Annotated in this window: 17 protein-coding genes; 8 read left to right on the forward strand and 9 right to left on the reverse strand. The window is 39.9% G+C overall.

Going from position 1 to position 17,371, the window contains the following annotated elements:
* Positions 1-18: 18 nt before the first annotated feature.
* Positions 19-1,560, reverse strand: coding sequence for a T9SS response regulator signal transducer PorX (gene porX, locus KTV93_RS09200; protein WP_218248655.1), 1,542 nt, complete (start codon positions 1,558-1,560; stop codon positions 19-21).
* A gap of 224 nt (positions 1,561-1,784) precedes the next feature.
* Here porX and KTV93_RS09205 point away from each other — a divergent pair, with 224 nt between their 5' ends.
* The 8 genes from KTV93_RS09205 (at position 1,785) to KTV93_RS09240 (ending at position 9,586) form a co-directional block, all read left to right on the forward strand.
* Complete coding sequence (locus tag KTV93_RS09205) at positions 1,785-2,996, forward strand: HD domain-containing protein (RefSeq protein WP_218248656.1); 1,212 nt, start codon at positions 1,785-1,787, stop codon at positions 2,994-2,996.
* 60 nt (positions 2,997-3,056) lie between these two features.
* Positions 3,057-4,088 carry a UDP-3-O-(3-hydroxymyristoyl)glucosamine N-acyltransferase gene (lpxD, locus tag KTV93_RS09210; RefSeq protein WP_218248657.1) on the forward strand — a complete coding sequence of 344 codons (1,032 nt, stop codon included), beginning with the start codon at positions 3,057-3,059 and terminating at the stop codon, positions 4,086-4,088.
* Positions 4,081-5,478, forward strand: a complete 1,398-nt coding sequence (locus KTV93_RS09215; protein ID WP_218248658.1) for a bifunctional UDP-3-O-[3-hydroxymyristoyl] N-acetylglucosamine deacetylase/3-hydroxyacyl-ACP dehydratase — start codon at positions 4,081-4,083, stop codon at positions 5,476-5,478. Before lpxD ends, KTV93_RS09215 begins: the two co-directional genes overlap by 8 nt.
* Complete coding sequence (lpxA, locus tag KTV93_RS09220; RefSeq protein ID WP_218248659.1) at positions 5,479-6,267, forward strand: acyl-ACP--UDP-N-acetylglucosamine O-acyltransferase; 789 nt, start codon at positions 5,479-5,481, stop codon at positions 6,265-6,267.
* Positions 6,268-6,327: 60 nt separating this feature from the next.
* On the forward strand, positions 6,328-6,891 hold the full coding sequence (efp, locus tag KTV93_RS09225) for an elongation factor P (RefSeq protein WP_218248660.1): 564 nt from the start codon (positions 6,328-6,330) through the stop codon (positions 6,889-6,891).
* 42 nt (positions 6,892-6,933) lie between these two features.
* The gene (locus tag KTV93_RS09230; RefSeq protein ID WP_218250525.1) at positions 6,934-7,836 is read left to right on the forward strand and encodes an LpxD N-terminal domain-containing protein; all 903 of its coding nucleotides are present in this window, start codon (positions 6,934-6,936) and stop codon (positions 7,834-7,836) included.
* A gap of 119 nt (positions 7,837-7,955) precedes the next feature.
* Positions 7,956-8,828, forward strand: coding sequence for a succinate--CoA ligase subunit alpha (gene sucD, locus KTV93_RS09235; protein ID WP_218248661.1), 873 nt, complete (start codon positions 7,956-7,958; stop codon positions 8,826-8,828).
* Between the two features lie 92 nt (positions 8,829-8,920).
* Complete coding sequence (locus tag KTV93_RS09240) at positions 8,921-9,586, forward strand: porin family protein (RefSeq protein WP_218248662.1); 666 nt, start codon at positions 8,921-8,923, stop codon at positions 9,584-9,586.
* Positions 9,587-9,655: 69 nt separating this feature from the next.
* On the opposite strand, the gene KTV93_RS09245 is transcribed toward KTV93_RS09240, so the two are convergent.
* The 8 genes from KTV93_RS09245 to KTV93_RS09280 form a co-directional block, all read right to left on the reverse strand.
* The gene (locus KTV93_RS09245; protein ID WP_218248663.1) at positions 9,656-10,972 is read right to left on the reverse strand and encodes an ABC transporter permease; all 1,317 of its coding nucleotides are present in this window, start codon (positions 10,970-10,972) and stop codon (positions 9,656-9,658) included.
* A gap of 15 nt (positions 10,973-10,987) precedes the next feature.
* A complete protein-coding gene (locus KTV93_RS09250; RefSeq protein WP_218248664.1) occupies positions 10,988-11,902 on the reverse strand; it encodes an ABC transporter ATP-binding protein in 915 nt (304 codons plus the stop codon).
* 68 nt (positions 11,903-11,970) lie between these two features.
* The gene (locus KTV93_RS09255) at positions 11,971-12,327 is read right to left on the reverse strand and encodes a bleomycin resistance protein (protein WP_218248665.1); all 357 of its coding nucleotides are present in this window, start codon (positions 12,325-12,327) and stop codon (positions 11,971-11,973) included.
* A gap of 29 nt (positions 12,328-12,356) precedes the next feature.
* Positions 12,357-13,355 carry a tRNA dihydrouridine synthase DusB gene (dusB, locus tag KTV93_RS09260; protein WP_218248666.1) on the reverse strand — a complete coding sequence of 333 codons (999 nt, stop codon included), beginning with the start codon at positions 13,353-13,355 and terminating at the stop codon, positions 12,357-12,359.
* Positions 13,356-13,456: 101 nt separating this feature from the next.
* Positions 13,457-13,660 (reverse strand): hypothetical protein, encoded by a 204-nt coding sequence (locus KTV93_RS09265; protein WP_218248667.1) that lies wholly within the window; start codon positions 13,658-13,660, stop codon positions 13,457-13,459.
* Positions 13,660-14,286 (reverse strand): DUF3575 domain-containing protein, encoded by a 627-nt coding sequence (locus tag KTV93_RS09270; protein WP_218248668.1) that lies wholly within the window; start codon positions 14,284-14,286, stop codon positions 13,660-13,662. The genes KTV93_RS09265 and KTV93_RS09270 overlap by 1 nt, the downstream gene beginning before the upstream one ends.
* 9 nt (positions 14,287-14,295) lie before the next feature.
* Entirely contained in the window at positions 14,296-15,468 is a 1,173-nt protein-coding gene (locus KTV93_RS09275) for a thioredoxin family protein (RefSeq protein WP_218248669.1), read from the reverse strand.
* 111 nt (positions 15,469-15,579) lie between these two features.
* Positions 15,580-17,253, reverse strand: coding sequence for a glutamine--tRNA ligase/YqeY domain fusion protein (locus tag KTV93_RS09280; RefSeq protein ID WP_218248670.1), 1,674 nt, complete (start codon positions 17,251-17,253; stop codon positions 15,580-15,582).
* Between the last annotated feature and the right edge of the window lie 118 nt (positions 17,254-17,371).

Raw genomic sequence — 17,371 nt, forward strand, 5'->3', positions numbered from 1 at the left:
ATAAACTATGAAAAAAAACTATTTGGGCTCTAGTATGCTGATCGGGATTATGACCTCCTCAAGAGAGATCCCGCCGTGCTGATAGGTTTCTTTATAATAATTTACGAAATGATTATAGTTCTTCGGATACGCCAGAAAGGTATTGTTCTTAGCGAAAATGTATTTAGAACTTAAATTTCCTTTCGGTAAAAACAGTTTTTCGGGATTAGAAATCGCCCATACATCGCTGTTTTCGTACGTAAGACTTCTACCGGTTTTATAGCGGATGTTCGTAGAAGTTTCTCTGTCTCCAACCACTTTGCTCGGTTTTTTTACGTAAATCGTTCCGTGATCTGTCGTAATTACCAGTTTAAAGCCGTTTTCTGCAGCCTGCTTAATAATTTTCATCAGTGATGAATTCTCAAACCAGTTGTAAGTAAGTGATCTGAAAGTTTTATCGTCCCGGATCAGCTGGTTTACAATGACGTTATCGGTTTTAGCGTGCGAGAGAATATCAATAAAATTATATACGATTACGAGAAGGTCATTGTTTTTGTGCTGGTTGAAATCCTCCAGGATCTTTCGCTCAAAATCAGCGTTAAGGATTTTCAGATATTTCATCGACTTTCCGGAAAGCCCAAGCCGTTTCATCTGATCTTCCAGAAATTCTCTTTCGTGTTCATTTTTATTACCGTCTTCGTTATCGTTAAACCATTTATCCGGAAAACGTTTTTCAATTTCCGAAGGCAGCAGTCCTGCAAAGAATGAATTTCTCGCATACTGAGTAGCGGTAGGTAAAATGCTGAAGTAATAATCTTCGGAAGTCTTGTTGTAGAATTTGGTAAACAGCGGTTCAATCACTTTCCACTGGTCGTATCTCAGGTTATCGATCATAAGCAGAAGCACTTTTTCCTTCTCAAGTTCCGGCTTCACTTTATCTTTAAATAAAGTGTGGCTCATCATCGGTTTTTCGGTCGTATGAAGCCAGTCTTCGTAGTTGTTTTCAATAAATTTTGAAAACTGAATATTTGCCTCTTCTTTTTGTGACTGCAGTAAATTCGAAAAATCACTGTCGAAAACCTTATCGAATTTTATTTCCCAATTCAGAATCTTCTTATAATATTCTGCCCAATCCTGAAATGTTCTCATGTATGAAAGTTCCATAGAAAGATTTCTGAACTGCTGCTGGTATTCCAGAATTGTCTTTTCTTCAACCAAAGTTTCTTCCTGAAGGTTTTTTTTCAGTGAAAGCAGAACCTGGTTTGGATTTACGGGTTTCAGGATATAATCAGCAATCTGCGAGCCGATCGCCTGCTCCATGATGCTCTCTTCTTCATTTTTGGTCACCATTACGATCTTAATTGCAGAGTCGATGTTTTTAATCATCGGAATCGCTTCCAGACCGCTTATTCCCGGCATGTTTTCATCAAGCAGTGCAAGCTGAAAATTTTCTTTTTCGATCATTTCCAGTGCTTCATTTACGTTATTCACGGGAGAAACATGGTAACCTTTGTTCTCTAAAAATACAATATGAGGTTTCAGTAAATCTACTTCATCATCGATCCATATTAATTTTGCCATATATTTTTTTCAAATATTTCTTCGTTAAAGCCCGATCTTTTCAGGCTTACTGTAAGGCGTCAAAAGTACAACCAAACATTGCCAAATTTCTTTTAAAAACACGTTAAAGTTGCGTTAAATAATTGAATACGTGAAGTAAGAAAGCATGTATAACTCGTGAGTTGAGATTAGAAAACCTAAATTTGCAAATCCAGACTGATTTATTTTAAGAGACCTAACGAAACATGACGAACAAATTCAAAATCATCAATGATCCGGTTCACGGCTTTATCAAAATCCCTTACGAAATCCTTTTTGATGTTATAGAGCATCCTTATTTTCAGCGGTTGCGGCGCATTTCCCAGACGGGTTTACTCAATTTAATTTTTCCCGGCGCAACACATACCCGTTTTCATCATGCTTTGGGAGCCATGCATCTGATGTTCACCGCTCTGGAAACTCTAAAGTTAAAAGGTATTGAAATTTCCCGGGACGAGGAAAAATCTGCAATGCTGGCGATTCTGCTTCACGATATCGGCCATGGTCCTTTCTCCCATGCTTTGGAAAATATGCTCATGGACGACTGGCACCACGAGAAATTATCGCTCCTGCTGATGAATGAAATGAACGAAGAATTTGATGGTGAACTCAATATGGCCATTGAAATGTTTCAGGGAAAATATCACAGAAAGTTCTTTAACCAGCTGATTTCTTCTCAGCTAGATGTTGACCGTCTGGATTATTTGAAACGCGACAGTTTCTATACCGGAGTTTCCGAAGGAAATGTGAACACGCAGCGAATCATCTCGATGATGAATGTTTCTGATGATGAACTGGTAATCGATGCCAAGGGAATTTACTCGATCGAAAACTATCTCACCGCCCGAATGTTTATGTACTGGCAGGTATATTACCACAAAACGTCAGCACTTGCAGAGCATCTTTTGGTGAAAATTCTTGCCCGTGCGAAAACTTTGGTTTCAGAAGGTCATTCTTTGCCTGCTTCGCAAAATTTAATGTATTTTCTTAAAAGAAATCATTTCGGAACAGCCACGGATGAAGATATTCAAAGATTTACCGAGCTTGATGATAATGACATCATTCAGGCAATGAAATTCTGGACCAAAAGCGAAGACAAAATCTTATCCTATCTCTGTAAATCTGTAATTGAGCGGAATCTTCTTAAAACTAAAATCTCTTCAAAACCTTTTGATACTGAGTTTATTAAGGAAAAAATTGCTCTTACCAATGCTGCGTTTAACATAGAAAACGGAACTGAACTAGTAGACCAGATTTCCAGAAGTTTACTGCCGTACAGTGCAGAAAAACAGCCCATTTATCTCCTGTTGAAAGATGGTCGCAAAATCACGTTAGAAAATTCTGAAAATCAGATACTTTCATCGTATATTAATCGGCCGAATACTAAGTATATTTTATCGTTCCCGCGAGAAATTTAGCGTGCTAATAATCCGCAAAAAAAATTTGGAATAATTGGGATTTTCCTATCTTTGCAGGATATGGAATTTACAGCATCGCAGATTGCAGGTTTTATCAACGGAAAAATTATAGGCGACGGAAATGCCACCATCAGCGGTGTATCACCTATTGAGAGCGGGGAGGAGGGACATCTTTCTTTTATCGCTCAGGAAAGATTTGCAGATTATATCGAAACAACCAAATGTTCGGTTCTTATCGTTTCCGAAAAACTTTTATCCCAGAATACTTACCCAGTAACTGTTATCGCAGTAGAAGATGCTTATCTGTCTTTTCAGGTTCTTATGAATCTGTACAAAGAAATGCAGGGCCGCAAAAGCGGCATTGAGCAGGGAGCGGTATTTCACGAGACTTCCCAAGTTGGTGAAAACGTGTATGTAGGAGCTTTTACCTGTGTTTCCGAAAAAGTGAAGATTGGCGATGAAAGCCAGATTTATCCTCATGTGTACATCGGTAAAAATGTAAAAATCGGTAAAAACTGCATCATTTACAGCGGCGTAAGAATTTATGATTACTGCGTGATTGGTGATGATTGTGTAATTCATTCCAATACTGTAATCGGTTCTGACGGATTTGGGTTTCAGGTGACCAACGACGGTTACCAGAAAATTCCGCAACTAGGGAATGTAGTGTTGGGAGATCACGTAGAGATTGGGTCTAACTGCAGTATCGACCGGGGAACAATTGGTTCAACTGTTATTGGAAAAGGAACTAAAATCGATAATTTAATACAGATCGCCCATAATGTAAAGATTGGTGAGAACAATGTGATTGCAGCGCAAGCCGGAATAGCAGGTTCTACTGTAATTGGCGACTGGAATCAGATTGGCGGCCAGGTGGGGATTGTAGGGCATATTACTATTGGAAATCAGGTAAGAGTGCAGGCGCAAAGCGGTGTAAACTCCAATACCAAAGATGGTGAGATTCTTTATGGATCACCTGCGATTAACGCCGGAGAATACAGAAGAAATTATGTGCATTTCAGAAATTTCACTGAGATTGTGAAGCGCATCAACAATATTGAAAACAGCTCAAAAGATAAAACCAGTGAGTGATAAACAAAAAACTTTAAAGGAAGAAGTTTCCCTTTGTGGTATCGGACTTCATACCGGAAGAGAAGTTACGCTAACCATCAAACCTGCCAAAGAAAATACCGGCTTTGTGTTTGTACGTACAGATTTAGAGGGTCACCCTCACATTGAGGCCGACGTAAATTACGTGACCACAACCGAACGCGGTACAACCCTGGAAAAATTAGGGGTGAGAATTCATACCTGCGAACACCTTCTTGCCGCATTGGTAGGGTGCGATGTTGATAATGCCATTCTGGAAATGAACAGTGCAGAACCTCCGATCCTGGACGGTTCTTCTAAGTTTTTTGTAGAAGCTATCGAACAAGCAGGTATTACCGAACAGAATTTCGACAGGGAATATCTCGTGGTAAAAGAAGTGTTGAATTACATAGATCCAGCCACTGGCTCGGAGTTAACCATTATCCCTTCTGATACCTATGAGGTAACCACAATGGTTGATTTCGGGACTAAAGTCTTGGGAACACAGAATGCCACTTTGAAGGATATTTCCGAATTTAAAGAAGAAATTTCCGCGGCACGTACTTTCAGTTTCCTTCATGAACTCGAAATGCTTTTAGATGCCGGTCTTATCAAGGGCGGGGATATTTCGAACGCTATTGTTTATGTGGATAAGGAACTCACCACAGAAACTTCAGAAAAACTTAAAAAAGCCTTCGGTAAAGATGATGTTTCAATCCGCCCGAACGGGATTTTAGATAATCTTACTCTCAATTATCCGAACGAAGCTGCGCGCCACAAATTATTAGATGTAATTGGTGATTTGGCACTTGTAGGAGTTAAGATTAAAGGTAAAGTTATCGCTAATAAGCCCGGACATTTTGTAAATACCCAGTTTGCCAAAAAGCTTAACCGCCAATGGAAACTGCAGCGGAAGAAAAATGTTCCCGATATCGATATCTACAAAGAACCGGTTTTCGACATCAATGGAATCATGAAATTGATGCCACACCGCCCGCCGTTCTTATTAATTGATAAAATTCTGGAGCTTTCTGATTCCCACGTGGTTGGGCTGAAGAACGTAACGATGAATGAGCCGTTTTTTGTAGGGCATTTTCCTAAGGAGCCGGTGATGCCGGGAGTTTTACAGGTAGAAGCTTTAGCACAGACCGGAGGAATTCTGGTACTTGCAAGTGTTCCTGATCCTGAAAATTATTCCACTTACTTTATTAAAATGGATAAAGTGAAATTCAAGAAAAAAGTGGTTCCAGGTGATACAATGGTGTTCAAAATTGAATTAATTTCTCCGATTAGAAGAGGAATTGTTCACATGCAGGGTTACGGCTACGTAGGCGACAGCGTTGTGGTTGAAGCTGAACTCATGGCACAGGTTGCAAAAAATAAACCGGACTAGATGGTACACCAACTCGCTGCCGTTGACAAACGGGCAAAAATTAAGAAGAATGTTATCGTAGAACCTTTTACCACCATCGCCGGCGATGTAGAAATTGGTGAAGGAACATGGATCGGCTCTAATGTAACGATTATGGATGGTGCCAGAATCGGTAACAACTGCCGTATTTTTCCAGGTACCGTAATATCTGCGGTTCCTCAGGATTTAAAATTCGAAGGTGAAGATACGCAGGTGATTATCGGAGATAATACGACCATCCGCGAATGCGTTACCATAAACCGTGGTACCAAAGCATTGGGTTACACGAAAATAGGAAACGACTGCCTGATTATGGCAACCTCACATATTGCACACGACTGTGTCCTCGGCAACGGGGTAATCATCGTAAACGGCTGTGGAATCGCAGGCCATGTTGAAATCGGTGATTATACTGTAATGGGTGGCCTTTCCGCCGTTCATCAGTTTGGTAAGATCGGTAAGCATGTAATGATTTCCGGGGGAACTCTTGTAAGAAAAGATATTCCGCCTTATGTGAAAGTGGCAAGAGAACCCATGACTTATGCAGGGATTAATTCTGTAGGATTAAGGAGAAGAGGTTTTACGAATGATAAAATCTTTGAAATACAAAAAATTTACCGCGCCATCTTCCAGATGAAAATGAATGTTTCCCAGGCAAGCAGCTATATCGAAAAAGAGATGCTTCCAACCGCGGAACGCGATGAAATCTTAGAGTTCATCAAAAATTCACCAAGAGGTATTGTAAAAGGCTACGGAACAGGAAAAGAATAAAGATAATTATTAATGGTTAATTGTTAACCAACAACCAACAACTATCAACTAACTAAATAAATGGCAACAAGCAACGATATTAAAAAAGGAATGTGTATCGAGTTCAGTAACGATATCTTCAAAATCATCGAATTCTTACACGTGAAACCTGGAAAAGGTCCAGCTTTCGTAAGAACAAAAATGAAATCCGTAACCAACGGAAAAGTTCTCGACAATACTTTTTCTGCAGGTCACAAAATCGACGAGGTTAAAGTAATTACCAGAAAATTCCAGTACCTGTACGAAGATGACAATGGTTTTCACTTTATGAACAATGATGATTTCTCTCAAATCTATCTTAATAAAGAGATGATCGAGAACTCACAATTCATGAAAGCGGGTGAAGAAGTTACCATTATCCTTAAAGAAGCAGATGAATCTCCGCTATCTGCAGAGATCCCGCCGACTGTTTATTTAGATGTTATCGAGGCTGATCCTGGCGTAAAAGGAAACACAGCAACCAATGCATTGAAAAATGCAATCGTAGAAACCGGCGCTAGAGTAATGGTTCCGCTTTTCATCGAAGCAGGAGACAAAATTAAAGTGAACACCGAAGACGGAAACTATCTGGAACGCGTAAAATAAAAACTGATGGAAGGTGTAAATCTTCCATCTGCTCATTACAATATGACCTTCAACCACCCTCAAACGCTTAAAAGTATTGCAGGACTCATCGGAGCCCAAATGATTGGCGACGAAAATTTTCCTGTTCTTGGGACCAACGAGATTCACCGCGTAAAAGCGGGGGAAATCGTGTTTGTAAACCATCCGAAATATTACGATAAAGCGCTCAATTCGGATGCAACCATTATTCTTATTGATAAAGTGGTAGACTGTCCTGAAGGTAAAGCACTTTTGGTTTCAGACGATCCTTTCAGGGATTTCAATAAAATCAACACCCATTTCACCAGAATTTACAATTTCACCGAAGAACTTCACGACCTTGAAGTCGGTGAAGGCACACGCATTCATCCTTCTGCAATACTCGGAAACGAAGTACGAATCGGAAAAAACTGCATAATTTTCCCAAATGTTGTTATTGGCGACAGAACGGTCATTGGTGATCACGTCATCATCCAGAGCGGAACTGTTTTAGGAGGCGATGCTTTTTATTACAGAAAACTTAACGGTAATTTCGACCGCCTGATCTCTGTTGGAAATGTCATTATTGAAAACAATGTGGAAATCGGAAACAACTGTACCATCGACCGCGGCGTTACTGATTCCACTATTATCGGTGAGGGTTCCGTGCTCGATAATCTCATCCAGATCGGTCACGATACGGTCATCGGAAAAAAAGTACTTATCGCATCACACGCTGCCATCGCAGGCTGCTGCATCATTGAAGATGAGGTAACGGTTTGGGGACAGGTGGGCATGGCCTCCGGAAACCGCGTAGGTAAAGGAGCGGTCCTTCTGGGAAAAACCGGCGTGAATAAAGATCTGGAAGGCGGCAAAACGTATTTCGGGCAGTTGGCGGAAGAATTCAAGCAGTATCTTAGGAAAGAGGTGAAACTGAAAAAGCTTTAAAGAAACATTAAAGTTATTGAAAAACATAACGAATAAAATAATTGATAATTTTTTTTAACTCGGCAGATTCAGTAAATTTGTGAGAGTTAAATATTACGAATAAATTTAAAAAATAAAAAATGTCAGTATTAGTAAACAAAGATTCTAAAGTAATCGTACAGGGCTTTACAGGAAACGAAGGAACCTTCCACGCAGGACAGATGATTGAATACGGAACAAACGTTGTAGGCGGTGTAACTCCTGGGAAAGGTGGTTCTGAGCATTTGGGAAAACCGGTTTTCAATACCGTTGCTGAAACTGTTGAAAAAGCTGGAGCTAATGTTTCAATCATTTTTGTTCCGCCTGCATTTGCGGCAGACGCGATTATGGAAGCTGCTGATGCAGGAATTAAAGTAATCGTTTGTATTACGGAAGGCATTCCTGTAGAAGATATGGTGAAAGTGAAAGCTTATATTGCTGACAGAGACTGCAGACTTATCGGACCAAACTGCCCGGGAATTATTACTTCTGATGAAGCTAAAATCGGTATTATGCCAGGTTTTGTTTTCAAAAAAGGTAGAGTGGGTATCGTATCCAAATCAGGAACTTTAACTTACGAAGCTGCTGACCAGGTAGTGAAAGCCGGTTACGGAGTTTCTACTGCGATCGGAATCGGTGGTGACCCAATCATCGGAACTACAACCAAAGAAGCCTTGGAATTATTCATCAACGATCCTGAAACTGATGCAGTAGTTATGATCGGAGAAATCGGCGGTTCCCTGGAAGCTGAAGCAGCAAGATGGTATAAAGCCAGCGGATCTACAAAACCGGTGGTAGGATTTATCGCTGGGCAAACTGCACCTAAAGGAAGAACAATGGGTCACGCAGGTGCCATTGTAGGCGGAGATGATGATACAGCACAGGCGAAAATGGCTATCATGAGAGAGAACGGAATCAACGTGGTAGATTCACCAGCCGAAATCGGTTCTACCGTAGCTCAGGTTTTAGGATAATATTTCCCAATCAATTCAATAAAGCGTTCCGGATAACTTCGGGACGCTCTTTTTTTGCCCAATATTTTTTATCTTTGTTCATAAACACCATTATGAAAAATAAACTATTGGCCGTTTCAGCACTATGTGCAGCAATGTTCTTTTCAGCACAGATTGATCTGCGGAATACCAGATTTGGCATTACCGGAGGTGGGACTTACTCGCGCGTAAGCAACGCTCACAATCCGTCCGGACCAATTTTCTCCGGCTTTGGCGGCGTGTTGGCTTTAATTCCTGTAGACAATAACGATCAGTTTTATCTGCAGCCAGGTATTGAATATTTGGGTGCCGGCGAAACCGGAAAAGATAAGGATGCGAAAGGTACAGCAGGTTATGATGCGGTTTACGCAAATAACTACATCAGTGTACCTGTCTATTTTAAAGGTTACTTTTCCGAAGCAGAATCAGAGTTTTTTGGGATTGCGGGTCCGAAATTTAATTTCCTGGTCAATCAGAATATTAAAAATGCCCCGTTGCGGTATACTGAAGAAGGCGATCCTGTGACAGGAATCAACGGTAAAGCTGCCAGTTTTAATTTTGCTGTAGGCCTGGGTATAGGGTTTTCTTATAAAAGAATGCTCGAGGTTACCGGCCGTTACGATATCGGTTTAACTAATACCTATGAAGGCTTAAAGAATGAGCAAACCGGTGATCCAAATATTGGTAAGAAAAAATCAGAACAGGTTCTCAGCGTTGGCCTGAGCTATATCTTTCAGTAATATCTTTACAGATTTAAAAAAAAATCCCGTCAAATTATTTTGGCGGGCTTTCTTAATCTAATCTCAGTTTTAACTTCTGATCCATTTCCAAAGTTCTTTTGCGCTGGCCTTGTTGCCGTACATCAGAATTCCTACGCGGTAAACCTTAGCGGCAATATAAATCATCAGCAAAGTTGAAACCACAAGCAGAAACATCGAAAGTGCAATCTGCCAGCCGGGAACACCGAACGGAATTCTCGCAATCATAGCGACAGGCGAGGTAAACGGAATAATCGAAAGCCAAAAACCAAGCGGACCTTCTGGATTGTTCATAATCGTAAAGCTTCCGTACATTCCCACCATTAAAGGAATAATGGCAAAAAGTGTAAACTGCTGGGTCTCCGTTTCGTTGTCGACGGCGGAACCAATCGCTGCGTACATCGAACTGTAAAAAATATAGCCTAAAAGGAAGAAAACAATAAATACAAAGATAATCAGCGGAACATTCATGTCCAGAAGAATGTGGGAAACTTCAGAAGCTGTTTGCTTAAAGTCGAATGTTTTCATCATCTCGGCCGACTGTTCGCTACCGGGAATATTCTTCTGCATCGCTGTAAAGCCCGTATTCAGAAAAAGAGCTCCCATCACCGACATTGTGATCCAGATGCTGAACTGGGTGAGCGCGACTAAAGTTACCCCCAAAATTTTACCCATCATCAGTTCAAAAGGTTTTACAGAAGAAATTATGATTTCGACCACGCGGTTGTTTTTTTCCTCTAAGACGCTTCGCATCACACGTACTCCATAAATAATGATGAACATAAAAACTGCATACATCAGCACCATACTCAATCCGGACTTTACCCCGAAATCGAGATCAGAATCTGCTTTGGAATTTTCTACAATATTTTGAGTGTTGAGATTGAAGTTTTTATCAAGATTGATAATTTGATCCTCAGAAATCCCTAATGTTTTTATTTTTTCCTGCTTGATAATTCTTGATAAATCAGCTGCCACACTCATTTTCGTATCAAAGCCAATTTTTTTATTAATGAGCAGTTTTGTGTTTTTCTCCAGTTCATCAAAATTATTGTCTCGAAGTTCCGGAATCACAAGCAGCCCCTCAATACCGGTCATGTCCTTTAAAGTTGAGGTTAACGCTCTTTCATTTTCTTTAGGAACAAAAACGTATTTTATTGATTCGTCACTTTTCAGATTATCTACAAATAATCCGCTTCTGTCGACTACATTAAAAGTGCTTTTACTTTCATTCGCTTTAAAGAGAAACGCGATAAAAGCCCCGAAAGCGATCATCAGCACCGGCGCAAGAAGCGTAAGGATGATAAAAGATTTTTTCTTTACCTGAGTAAGATATTCTCTTTTGGTAATCAGAAATATATTGTTCATGAATTTGTTTTGAAATTATTTTTTACCTGCTGAAACGGCATTGATAAAGACTTCGTTCATACTCGGGATTTTTTCATCGAAAGACCGGATTTTTCCTACTTTCATCAGTTCATTCAGTAAAATGTTCTGGTCGTTGTCATTCTTTAATTCAAATGAAATGAGTTGGTTTTCAGTGGAATAACTGTTGATCTGAAACTGATTTTTAAAAGTTTCAAATTTTTCGGTATTCACGTCTGAAAGCGTGACCCCGAAAATGTTTTTCTTGAACTGTTCGCGCACATCGAATACTTTTCCGTCTAAAACCTTTTTTGCGTGATCAATCAAAGCTACAGAATCACACATTTCTTCCACGCTTTCCATACGGTGTGTTGAAAGGATAATGGTGGTTCCGTTATTCTTTAAATTTAGGATCTGATCTTTAATCAAATTGGCATTTACTGGGTCGAAACCTGAAAAAGGTTCATCCAGAATCAGCAGTTTTGGGCGATGCAAAACAGTGACAACAAACTGAATTTTCTGTGCCATTCCTTTCGAAAGTTCACTGAGTTTTTTCTTCCACCACTGATCAATTTCCAGCCGCTCGAACCAATATTTTGCCTGGCTCAGCGCGTCATTTTTACTCATACCTTTCAGTTCCCCAAAATAGAGAATCTGATCGCCGACCGACATGTTTTTGTACAGACCACGTTCTTCCGGCATATAACCGATCTGTTTGATGTGATGGGGATTCAGTTTTTGATTATTGATGAAAACCTCACCGGAATCTGCCTGAGTAATCTGATTGATGATTCTGATGAATGTGGTTTTACCGGCACCGTTAGGGCCCAGAAGTCCGTAAATATTTGCTTCAGGAACTTCAATGGAGAAATTTTCGAGCGCCAGTTTTTTCCCGGCGTTATAAGTTTTGGTAACATTTTCTGCTTTCAGCATCAAAATAATTTTAAGTATTAGTCCTCAAATGACCTGGAAAGTTACGGAATTTATATCCTTTGCATATTTCAGATGCTCTGACCGAATGTGAGCAAATTGCAATCAGGATCGAGTAGTGAGAATTCTTTCTGTCCCCAAGGTTTTATTTGAAGCGGCGCGTTGGGATGAATCTGGACATTCTGCTTCAGAAGCTCATCATAGAGTTCTTCAATATTATTCGTCCTTAGATAAATCTGCCCGTAATTTTCTTTGATATCCAGTTCTTTGAATTCAAAGAAATGAATTTCCACCTCGTCTTTCTTCAACATCAGGTATCCTTCATAGTCGGTCATTCCTACATTCTGAAAACCTAAAATATTCATATAATATTCCTGAGTCACCAATTTATCGCGCATCGGAAGTTTAGGATGAATATGGGTAAGCATCTTTTAAATTTTAATGTAGTCTACCAACTTTAATCTGTCTGAAACTGGAAAGTGCTGTAGAAGTTGGAGGCTTCTGCAATCACTCCATCCATTTCCTCCAAGGTGAAAACCTCAAGAAATTTTCTCCGGAAATCTTTGAAATGAGGGATGCCGCGGAAATAATTGCTGTAATGCTGACGCATCTCTATTAAGCCTAAACGTTCGCCTTTCCACTCCATGCTCCATTCTGCATGTTGCCGAACAGCCTGAAGTCTTTGATTTATAGTAGGTTCTGGCATTTTTTCACCGGTTTCAAAAAAATGTTTAATTTCATTGAAAATCCACGGATAACCAATTGCACCGCGACCGATCATAATGCCGTCGCAGTCGTATTTTTGTCTGTATTCAAGTGCTTTTTCGGGAGAATCGACATCACCGTTTCCGAAAATTGGAATTTCGATATTCGGATTGTTTTTAACTCTCGAAATATAATCCCAATCTGCTTCACCTTTATACATCTGAGCACGTGTTCTGGCGTGGATAGTCAGTGCTTTAATCCCTACATCCTGAAGACGTTCTGCTACTTCCATAATGTTGATGGTCTCGGTATCCCAGCCTAAACGTGTTTTCACGGTTACAGGCAGATGAGTGGAGTTTACCACCGCTTTTGTGAGACGGATCATGAGGTCAATATCTTTCAGAACTCCGGCACCGGCACCTTTACAAACCACTTTTTTTACGGGACATCCGAAATTGATGTCCACCAAATCAGGATTTACGGCTTCTACAATTTTTGCGGAAAGTGCCATTGCTTCTTCATCTCCGCCGAAAATCTGTATTCCTACAGGTTTTTCGTAATCGAAGATATCAAGTTTCTTTTTGCTTTTCATCGCATCACGAATCAAGCCTTCTGAAGAAATAAATTCCGAATACATCAGGTCTGCACCGTGCATTTTACATAGCCGGCGAAAAGGCGGATCCGAAACATCTTCCATAGGCGCGAGCAGAAGAGGAAAGTCCGGAAGTTCAATATTCCCGATTTTTATCATGGTGCAAAGATAATTTTTTTGGACGGAAGACAGAAACGTTAAAAAAGCAGATAAAAAAAACAGACTTTACACAGTCTGTTTGTTTTTAATGTAAAATCATTTTAATCAAAATCATGATGGGTGTCGTCCTTTGAATTTTTGTGAACGAACCACATCCCGATGGTGAGGCCTACAACGCCTGCAACAGCAGTCATGAGCGCACGCTCGAGTCTATCTGGCATATCATTTCCTACGTAATTCATCAAAAACAAAATTGCAAAGGTGATTACGGCAACAATTAAGAATTTTTTACTTTTAATATTCATTACTTTAATTTATAAGATATCATTATGCCGCCCTTATAGGGTATCCATTCACCGCTTTGATTATAAGTACGGTCCGGATCAGTGTCATACCGCACACCTAAATATTTGTGGAATCCCTTGTAATAACTCTGGGCGATACCGCCTCCAAGGAAAATATCCATATTCAGGTTTTCGTTCAGTTTAAACTGATAGCCTATAACAGCGCCCAACAAGAATGAGAATCCATCCTGATAAAGATCTTCCATGGAATATATCGGGGACTCGGGAGAAAATTGGGAGGGAATATCTTTCCAGTAATTCCACTTCTGTATTTTATAACGGGCAAACGAGATATTAGCACCTACATACCAATGTTCAAAGGCTTCGTTAAAATAGTAACGCGTGTCCGCCCCCACCATATAGACTTGCGCATATTTTCCTGCAAATGATTTCCATGGGGAAATAAATACCTCACCCTGAAAAGTCATTTTTTCACTCAACTGATACTCTAGTCCTGCATTTAAAACGCCAACCGGAAGAAATACCGCATTTGCTTTTACGTAAAGTTTTTTAGAGATGGAATCTTGTTGCTGAGCTTGGGTCAATGATAGTATAGAAAAGGCAAATGCCAATAATAGCTTTTTCAAAATCGTATATTATTTTAAATTTTCTAACAGTTGCTTTGCCATCGCAGCATCTTTGCCCTGGCTTTCTGCAAGGGTTTTTGAAAGTTCAGCATACATCTTCGCATTTTCCTTTTTTCCGGTTTTCGAATATATTTTTGCCAGTATATAAGTGTTTTCAGGGTTTTCCGCTCTCATTACCGATTTTTCCGCCCATTCTTCAGCTTTTTTTAACGAGCCGGTATTCGATACATGCTCACTGAACATCCAGGCAGCTTTCAGCAGTTCTTCCGGTTCAAATAGATCAGAATTGTTATAGTATTTCAACGCAGCTTTTTCATATCCTGTGAAATTTCCATAAGTCGGGTAAAGAATCACTTTCATTCTGTTCAGGGCGATTTCAGCTTCTTCTTTTCCGATGAGCGGAATCGCATTCTTATAAAAATATTCATCATTAATGGTACCTGTTTTTTGGTCAAGGGAATTTTCAAGAACCTTAGATATTTTAATATTGGTATCGAACTGATTATAAATATCTTCCGACATCAGCGAAGTAATTTCTTTTTTTTTGGAAGTAAAAGTCTGATAATTGGCATCACCTGGTGATTTGATAAAGTACAGCAAGAGACCAACTTCATCCTTCGTAAGCATTTGATCCTTCTTCACCTTAAAATATCTTTCAGAAACCTTTTTAGCAAGTTCGTAATCGCTATCTGAATACAGTCTCATCATATTAAGCAGAAACTCAGGGTCAGATTCTCCTTTATCGAAGAGTTCTTTGTTTGATGCTGTGCGGAATTTAGGGTTATTAGCTTCTTTCGCCACCGACAGAAAAGCTTCTTCACTCATATAGCCATAACTGTTCATTACCACTTCACCGTCGCCATTCAGAAACAGGAACGATGGATAGGAACGGATTCCGTATTTCGCAGCGATTTCCCGACCTTCACCTTTCTCCATGTCAAAACGTGCATTAATGAAGTTGCTGTTATAATATTCGCGCACCGCTGGTAATGGGAAAATGTTTTTCTCCATCAGTTTGCATGGGCCGCACCAAACCGCAAAAGCATCCATAAAAACCAATTTTTTTTCTTTTTTTGCTTTGGCCAGAATTTCCTTGAACGTGCCTTTTTCAAAATTGATACTTTCCTGCGAAAACACCGATAGAGAAATAAAAAATATAAATAAAGAAAATGTTTTTTTCATGAAGTTAAAAAATGTGATGCGAATATAAATATAATATATAACGGTAGAAAATTTTTATGAATCTTCTGAATTTAAAAACCCCTTCAGCTAAACTGCAGAAGGGGTTTGAGATTATTCGGGTTTATAACCGTCTTTAAGTGTAACAGTTCTGTTGAATACCAGTTTGTCGGCAGTAGAATCTTTGTCTTTCGTGAAATAACCGATTCGCTGGAACTGGTAGGGCTGCCCGATTTCTGCATTGGCCAGACTTGGTTCTGCAAATCCCTGCACGCTTTTCAAGCTGTCCGGATTGATGAATTCCATGAAATCAGTCTCTTTCTCTGCATCGGGTTGAGGAGTAGTGAAGAGTCTGTCGTAAATTCTCACCTCCACAGGCAGAGCATGCTTTGCTGAAACCCAATGCAAAGTTCCTTTTACTTTTCTGAGACTTTCCTCGGTTCCGCTTCCGGATTTACTTTTCGGGTCGTAGGTCGCAAAAATGGTAGTGATTTCTCCGTTTTCGTCTTTTTCAACGCGTTCTGCTTTGATGATGTAAGCGGATTTCAGGCGAACTTCGCCGCCAAGTTTCAGACGGAAAAATTTATTTCCGGCCTCTTCCTTGAAATCTTCCCGCTCGATATAAAGTTCTCTTGAAAACGGAATTTCTCTTGTTCCGGCATTCTCATCTTCAGGATTGTTTTCTGTCTCCAGCCATTCTTCAGAATCAGCAGGATAGTTTTCTATAACCAATTTTACAGGATCTACAACCGCCATAACACGTGTAGAAATTTTATTCAGATCTTCGCGAACGAAAAATTCAAGCAGCTGAATATCAATCAAATTTTCTCTTTTAGCAACACCAACTCTTTCAATGAAATTTTTGATGGCTTTCGGGGTGAAACCTAGTCTTCGCATCCCGGAAATGGTAGGCATTCTTGGGTCATCCCAACCGGTTACGGTTTTTTCAGCGACCAAACGCTGTAATTTTCTTTTTGAAGTAATCATATAAGAAACATTCATTCTTGCGAATTCCCGCTGTTTGTTTCTTACTAACTTTTCATCATAAACCTGATCAAGATACCAGTCGTATAGCGGGCGGTGATTTTCGAACTCAAGTGAACATAAAGAATGAGAAATCTGCTCGATATAATCTGATTCGCCGTGCGCCCAATCGTACATCGGATAAATCTTCCATTGATCTCCGGTTCGGTGGTGCGGTCTTTTCAGGATTCTGTACATCACAGGATCGCGCATGTTCATGTTCGGTGAAGTCATATCGATTTTTGCACGAAGCGACATTGCTCCTTCTTCATATTCCCCATTTTTCATCTTTTCGAAAAATTGCAGACTTTCCTCAGTCGGCCGGTTTCGGAAAGGAGAATCGATTCCGTCTTCGAAAGGGTTTTTTCGCTGGGCGGTAATTTCTTCTGAAGACTGCTCATCAACATAAGCTTTACCATCTTTAATCATCTGAACTGCCCAATCATAAAGCGTGTCGAAATAATCGGAAGCATAAAGTTCCTTGTCATATTTGAACCCCAGCCAGTCGATATCTGCTTTAATGGAATCTACAAATTCCTGTTCTTCTTTCTCGGGGTTGGTATCATCAAAACGCAGGTTTACGGGTGCTCCATATTTTTCACCCAAACCAAAGTTGATGCAGATGGCTTTTGTATGACCAATATGCAGGTAGCCATTTGGTTCAGGCGGGAAACGGAAGCGTAGTTTATCCTTTGGAAACCCGTTTGCTAAATCGTCTTCTATAATTTGCTCAATAAAATTGAGTGATTTTTTTTCTTCTTCCATTGTCGATTCTTTGTAAAAGGCAAATTTACGGATTATTGATAAAAAAGAAGCTACTTTTTCCTAAAGCTATTTAGGTGTATTGAAACGAAGGTTTGATTTTTGATGATATGCAGAAAAT

Origin of the sequence: Kaistella faecalis (assembly GCF_019195395.1) — a bacterium.
Taxonomy (GTDB): Bacteria; Bacteroidota; Bacteroidia; order Flavobacteriales; family Weeksellaceae; genus Kaistella; species Kaistella faecalis.